We start from the raw sequence: 6,617 nt of genomic DNA on the forward strand, positions 1-6,617 counted from the left end.
CACCCCATGGGCGGGAGTGTTGCATTCACTTAAAGTTGAGGCCTTGGAAAACCACTAATTCCCCCCAGAAACCTAAAAAGCCCGCTGGAAAGTCATTCCAGCGGGCTTTTTTAACGGACGGGGCTTTTCCTATTTAAGGAGTGGGCTGCACCGGCGGTGTCGGAGGGGTGGGGGTGTAATCCGTCGGCACCTGAGAACGAATCATGTCTCCCTCCGGCGTGCCTTCGGGGAAGACTTTAGTCGCCTCGGCATACCAGGCGATGCATTCGTCTTCGAGACGGGCAAAGAGCACATTGAGCACTCCCGCGCTGCGCCGCCATTTGGTGAGCGCGGCTTTATAGGTTTTCTTCAAGGTCGCCAGCATCGGGGTCGTGGTCTGGCCCGCACCGGCGGCACCGTCGAGCAGGAGCTTGAATTCGGGCAATCCCTTGCCTGGGGCGGGAAGAAAGGGGGCAGCGGTTTGTTCCTCCCATTCTTCCCAAGCGGCCAGCAAATCGTCGGCTTCGTCCTCGACCGTGCGGCGGCTGTCGCCACGGGAGGAAAGGTCGTTCACGATTTCGATCAAGCCGGGCATCGTGGCGGCGCGCACACGCATCACGCCCACCGTGAGCAGAGTGAATTTATGGAGGGCGTCGAAACGCGCATCAAGCAGACCGCGCGCCGAGAGCATGGCGGCATCCAGGCCCTTGACGATGCCCGCCAGTGTATCGCTTTTGGTGGCATCGAGTGCGAGCAGGTCGGCATCCCAATCGGCGAGGGATTTGAGGGGCCAGGTCCAACTCGCCTCGTTGGCGAGCGTGGCTTGGGCGGCGCGGGTTTTCTCGACGCGATCTTTAATAAAGTCCTGACTGGTGGATATTTCGGTGCTCATAAGTGGGTGTTCAATAAGTTTTACTGACGTGAATACGGTTCCATGTATTAAACAGGGGTAGTTTTTGCAAACCAAAAACAAGAATAATTCGGTAAAAAGAGCCCTATTCTCTGCGACCATCGCTTTGATCTCCTGGTGCATCGACGCGCTGCCTACCTGCCTCGCTGCCAGTTCCAAGGGCATCGCTGGCCGCCCGCCGTGCATCGACTTCCCTTCGGCGTGCTTCGCTCCCAGCTCGCCGTGCATCGACACGTCTCCTACGCCGTAGGAATACCCCCTCCTTCCAAAATGACGTGCCCGATGCTCCGTGGGAAGCCCCCGAGTGACGTTTTTGCCTTATCCGCCTCCCAAACGAGAGGGCTCCCTATCGCCGACGCAGTGCCACCGTTTATTTAGAGAGGATGGAGGAGTTGGTGAATTTGCCGAAGCATGGTCTCGGCAGAGTAGGGTTTGGCGAGGAAATGTTCGATGCCAGCCTGGCCCGCCCTGAAGGTGCCGATGTTTGAGCCCTGGCCGCTGGCGGCGATGATGAGGACGGAGGGGTTGATTTTTTGCAGGGCGTAGATGGTGGCGGCCCCGTCCATGATGGGCATCATCATGTCGGTGAGGACGAGGGCGATGTCGCCCCGATGCTGGGCGTAGGCTGCGATGGCTTCGGCTCCGTTGGTGGCACTGATGACGCGGTAGCCATAGGTCTGCAAGGTCTGCGTGGTGACGGTGATAATGGAGGGTTCGTCGTCGATGAGAAGGATGATCTCGCCATTTCCCCGTGGTATTGCGACCATAGCGGCTGCTGACTGGGTGGCGGCGTCCCCTGTGGTAATGGCGGGGAGGTGGATGATGAAGGTGGTGCCGCGACCGGGGGTGCTGTGGACGTTGAGGATGCCGAGGTGGCTTTTAACGATGCCGAGGACGGTGGAAAGGCCGAGGCCGGTGCCTTTGCTAAAGTCTTTGGTGGTGAAGAATGGCTCGAAGATTTTATCAATGACGTCGGGTGGAATACCGGAGCCCGTGTCGATGATGGTGATTTTCACATACCGTCCTGCTTGGGCGGGCGGCGACATGCGGGCGTAGTGTTCGTCGAGTTCGCAATTCTCGACGGTGATGGTGAGATGGCCGCCGTCTGGCATGGCGTCGCGGGCGTTGACGCAAAGGTTGAGGAAGACCTGGTAAAGCTGGGTGGAATCGCCGGAGATGGGCCAGATGCCCTGGGGGATACTCGTCTGGAGGCGGATATCCTTCGGGAAGGTGTCGCGGACGATGGCTTCGAGGTCCCCGAGAACGGCCTTGATCTGGATGGGGATGCGCTCTCCCTCGACGCCCCGGGCAAAGGAGAGGACCTGGCGGACGATACTGGCTCCGCGCAGGGAGCTGGCTTCGATGGTGTCGAGGATGCGCCGGGCGGTGGGATCGGTGACCAGATCCTTGAGAACCTCGATCGACATCATGATGGGGGCAAGGATGTTATTGAGGTCGTGGGCGATGCCTCCGGCGAGGGTCCCGATGCTCTCCATGCGCTGGGCGCGGAGATACTGGGCCTCGGCTTTCTTCTTTTCGGTGATGTCGATGTTAATGGTGAGGACGGCCTTGGGCTGCCGCTCGTTGTCGCGAATAAGGGTCCAGCGCGAATCGACGGTAATGGGCTTGCCCTCCTTGGTGAGTTGTTTGACTTCGCCGGACCATGCGCCCTGTTCGAGGACGGTCTGCCAAATAAGGTGCAGCCGGGTGGGGTCGGCGTAGTGCCCGCTGGGTTTGTCGCGTCCGATCATTTCCGCAGCGGTCCAGCCGTAGATGTGCTCGGCACCTTTGTTCCAGAAGAGGATGCGCCCCTGCAAGTCGCGGGCGATAATGGCGTCGCGAGCCTTGTCCATGAAGGCGACCTGCTCGGCGATCTTCTCTTCGTCGCGTTTGCGGTCGGTGATGTTGCGGAAGGTCCAGATTCTGCCGAAATGTTCGGGGTGCCGCATCTGGCTGGTGGCCCAGGCGAGTTGGCGACTGTCGTCCACCTCGGAAACCAGTTCCGGTGGGATCCCCCACAGTTCTGTGAGGCGTTGGTTTTGGATGATTTTCTGTTGCTGGTTGTCGGTAACGAGAATGCCATCGGGAGAGGAATGGACCTGCGCCTCGAAGAAGGTGGTGCGCCAAAGCAGCAATTCGGCGTTCTTTTTCTCTTCGGTGATGTCGCGTGCGATGGCAGCGAAGTGGGTGCATTTGCCGGCTTTGTCGAAGATGGGGGCCATATTCACATCCATCCAGTATTCGCTGCCATCCTTTCGGTGAGTGAGGATCTGGCGATGAATGTGCTTCTGCTGGATGAAGGCTTGGTAAATCTCTTTGAGAACACGACCGTCGGTGTTTTTGCCATGCAGAAAACGGGGGCTGCGACCGAGTGACTCGTCGGCCGTGTAGCCGGTAAGTCGCTCCATCGCCCGGTTGACAAAGACGATGAGGGGGCCGGGTTCGTGGATGGGACCGGCCTCGGTGATCATGACGAGGTCATTTAAGTTCGCTACACAACTGTCGAGCATGGTGAGGCGCTGGTCGATTTTTTTGCGCTCGGTGATGTCGCGTATGTTGCATTGGACGGCCTGGTGATCGCCTTCCTGATAGATGTTGCTCACGAATTCGACCTCGCGACGTTCGCCGCCCTTGGCTCTCAACGGGAGATTCGCGTAACGAACGTAGTGGTCTCGCTGCAACTCGCGAAAGGTGGCTTGGCTGGCAGTCTCATCCTGGAGCAGGCCGATCTGCCAGAGTTCCTTGCCCAGCAATTCCGCCCGCGTGTAGCCGAGGAGCTCGGTCATATACGGATTGGAGTCGATGATTTTCCGGCTATCGGGATCGAGTATGAGGATGCCGTCGCGGGCGGCTTCAAAGAGGCGGCGATAACGCAGCTCGGAAAAGCGCATTTCGAGGGAATCGGGGGTTTCGCCGGAGGTGGAAGTAGGGGGAAGGAATACAGGTTTCATGGCACTTGGACAACACGACGCGAGGTCGCGGTGATAAAGTGCGTTATAAAAACCGCTCCTGTATGTGGGGTATAACCCTACCTAGAGACGCTTCTAGATAATGGTAATCTGCACGCTGTTCTCGATGATGCCGGAGCTGATGGCGTAGCGGGTGAGGCCGGCGGTGTCGTGGATGTCGAGCTTGGCCATGAGGTGCTCGCGATGTTTCTCGACGGTCTTGATGCCGATGCGGAGTTCGAGGGCGGTGGCCTTGTTGGTTTTGCCCTCGGCGATGAGTTGGAGGACTTCGCGTTCGCGGGAAGTGAGGGTGGTTAGTTTTTTCTTGAGCTTGCCGGGAAGGGAAGTCTGGTGGCTGCGGAAGCGTTTCGCGATGGAGGGCGTGAAGTAAGTGCGGCCCAAGGCGACCTCGCGGATGGCGTGAGTAAGGAGCGAGGCGGAGGATTGTTTTAAGAGGAAGCCGGAGACGCCGCAGGCGAGGGCTTGCTCGACGTAGGCGTCGTCGGAGTGGGCGGAGAGGATGAGGATCTTGCAGGCCGGCTGGGCGAGGCGAATCTGGCGGGCGGCTTCGAGGCCGTTCATGCGCGGCATGGCGAGGTCGAGGAGGAGGATGTCGGGCTGGAGCTGGCGGGCAAGGGCCACTGCGGTCCGTCCGTCGCGGGCCTCACCGACGATGCTGAAGTCGGGTTCCAGTTCGAGGAGTGTGCGGAAGCCCTCGCGAACCATCATGTGATCCTCTGCCAACAGAATGGTGAGGGATTTTTTCATCAGAGCTGGATCTCTGCGGTGGGAGTGGCGGCGACGCTGGGGGTGCGGCCCTTGGCATCGACGAAGGGGAGTTGTGCGCTGATGGTGGTGCCTTTGCCGGGGGCGGACTCGACGAGGAAGCTGCCGCCGACCATTTCGACGCGCTCGCGCATGCCGAGGAGTCCGAGGCGTTTCTGGCGCTTGGCAAAGAGGACGCGCTCGACGGCGAAGGAACGTCCGTTGTCATGGATGGTCATGCGAATGGTGTTGCCCGATTTCTGAATGCTGACCTTTACGTGGGTGGCGCGGGCGTGCTGGGCGATGTTCGTGAGGGCGGACTGGGCGACGCGGTAAAGGACGGTGCGCCGGGCGTTGCTGAGTTTCTCGACACCGGCGAAGGCGGTAAAGGCGACGAGGACCTTGGTGCGTTTGGTGAAATCCTTCAGGTAGGAATGGAGCGCTGGAATGAGGCCGAGGTCATCGAGCAGGGTGGGGCGGAGGTCGCGGGCGAAACGATGGACGATGTTGACGGATTTCTCGACGAGCTTCTGGGTGAGGGCGATCTTGGCCTTGAGCCCCTGGGTGTTGATGGTGACTTCCTTTGTGAAGGTGGCGAGGTGGACGTTGATGGCGGTAAGGGTCTGCGCGATGTCGTCGTGCAGTTCGCGGCTGATTTCCTTGCGCTCCTGTTCCTGGGCAAAAAGGACTTGGTGGGTCAAGTGGCGCAGTTGCTCCTGCATGAGGTGCGATTCCTTGAGGAGAAGGCCGTGGTGAAGCTCGCTTTTGAGAAGGTTTTTCTCAACGACGAGACGACGAGCGACTTCTTTTTTGAGTTCGACTTTGGCTTCGATGAGAGCGAGCCGAAGCTGGACAGGAGTAGTGGCGGGTGTGGTTTTCATGCGGAATGGAGTCCTCGCCCGTACGACAATATCCTCGCCGAGTGTCGTCCAGTAAGCAGGGCTTGTATATGCGGTAAAACCCGACCAGGGAAAAAGGGCCAAATGAGTCATCTTATCCTTGTTTATGGCCCCAAAATTATTTTCAGAAAAGTGCTCGTGATCGTTGACAACTTTCGCTAAAACCTCCATATCTGGTGCGGTTCTTTTCCAAGAGGCACAACATGTTGTGCATAGCCTGTGAACAACTGACTGCCCTGAGCGATCAGTTTAAGCATAAAAAAAGAGAAGCATTTGGCCCCTGCGGCTGAGCGCCCAAACTTCTAAAATGCGTCTTTTCAGCAGTTTGCGAAATGTTCCACGATCCTGAGCGGTCCTGGTCCATTTCGGCTGAAGGTTATTCACACTTTTGGAATCAAGCCCTGTCTCCGCCATCCCGCCACCTATCATCGAAAAATCCATGCTTCAACCTGCTCCAGAAAACGACCTCGACTTCAATGCCACTGAGGAAGGCGATTACGTTATTCACCGCCTCGGCACGAAAACGTTCCGTCTCGACAAAACCAAGGCCCGCGCCCGGCTCGCCGGGAAAAAAGTCATCAACGGCCTCCGCAGCGCCGAACTGAACATTCTCCCGCTCAAATACCACGAGGCCTACCGCATCTATAAACAGATGAAGGCCAACCATTGGGAACCGGACGTGATCGACATGTCCAAGGACTGCGCCCAGTGGAACACCGGCGTCCTGTCGGCCAAGGAGCGCTGGATCATTGAAATGGGCGTCGGCTATTTCTCCGCGGCGGAAGGCATCGTCGGCGATTCCGTGCTGCACGTCATCGAGGACAACCTCACCGCGGCGGAACTGAAGCACGCGTCCCTGCGGCATATCGCCGAGGAGTCGATCCACATGGACTCGCTCCTCCACATCATCGGCTCGCTGAACATCGACCTCGACGAAGTCACGGCCAAGTTCAGCGACATCCCGAGCGTGCAGCGCAAGAACGCCTACATCACCCGGCAGATGCCCGAGTTGAAAATGGGCATCGACCTTACGCAAACGGTGAACAAGCAGAAGTTCGCCAAGGCTATCTTCGGGATCACGCAGATCATGGAAGGCACCCAGTTCTACGCGCTGTT

The 6,617-nt window shown here is 58.6% G+C and carries 5 protein-coding genes; 1 reads left to right on the forward strand and 4 read right to left on the reverse strand.

Features of this window, described 5'->3' with window-relative positions:
- Window positions 1-133 precede the first annotated feature (133 nt).
- From ABIT76_13180 to ABIT76_13195, 4 genes are all read right to left on the reverse strand, one after another.
- Window positions 134-871, reverse strand: a complete 738-nt coding sequence (locus ABIT76_13180) for a hypothetical protein (GenBank protein ID MEO7934100.1) — start codon at window positions 869-871, stop codon at window positions 134-136.
- A gap of 392 nt (window positions 872-1,263) precedes the next feature.
- Window positions 1,264-3,840, reverse strand: coding sequence for a PAS domain S-box protein (locus ABIT76_13185; protein ID MEO7934101.1), 2,577 nt, complete (start codon window positions 3,838-3,840; stop codon window positions 1,264-1,266).
- 93 nt (window positions 3,841-3,933) lie between these two features.
- The gene (locus ABIT76_13190) at window positions 3,934-4,605 is read right to left on the reverse strand and encodes a response regulator transcription factor (protein ID MEO7934102.1); all 672 of its coding nucleotides are present in this window, start codon (window positions 4,603-4,605) and stop codon (window positions 3,934-3,936) included.
- The gene (locus ABIT76_13195; protein MEO7934103.1) at window positions 4,605-5,483 is read right to left on the reverse strand and encodes an ATP-binding protein; all 879 of its coding nucleotides are present in this window, start codon (window positions 5,481-5,483) and stop codon (window positions 4,605-4,607) included. The genes ABIT76_13190 and ABIT76_13195 overlap by 1 nt, the downstream gene beginning before the upstream one ends.
- A 457-nt stretch (window positions 5,484-5,940) precedes the next feature.
- On the opposite strand from ABIT76_13195, the gene ABIT76_13200 reads away from it, so the two are divergent.
- On the forward strand, window positions 5,941-6,617 hold a 677-nt coding region (locus tag ABIT76_13200), incomplete at its 3' end, for a ribonucleotide-diphosphate reductase subunit beta (GenBank protein ID MEO7934104.1).

Source organism: Chthoniobacterales bacterium (assembly GCA_039930045.1).
Classification (GTDB): Bacteria; Verrucomicrobiota; Verrucomicrobiia; order Chthoniobacterales; family DASVRZ01; genus DASVRZ01.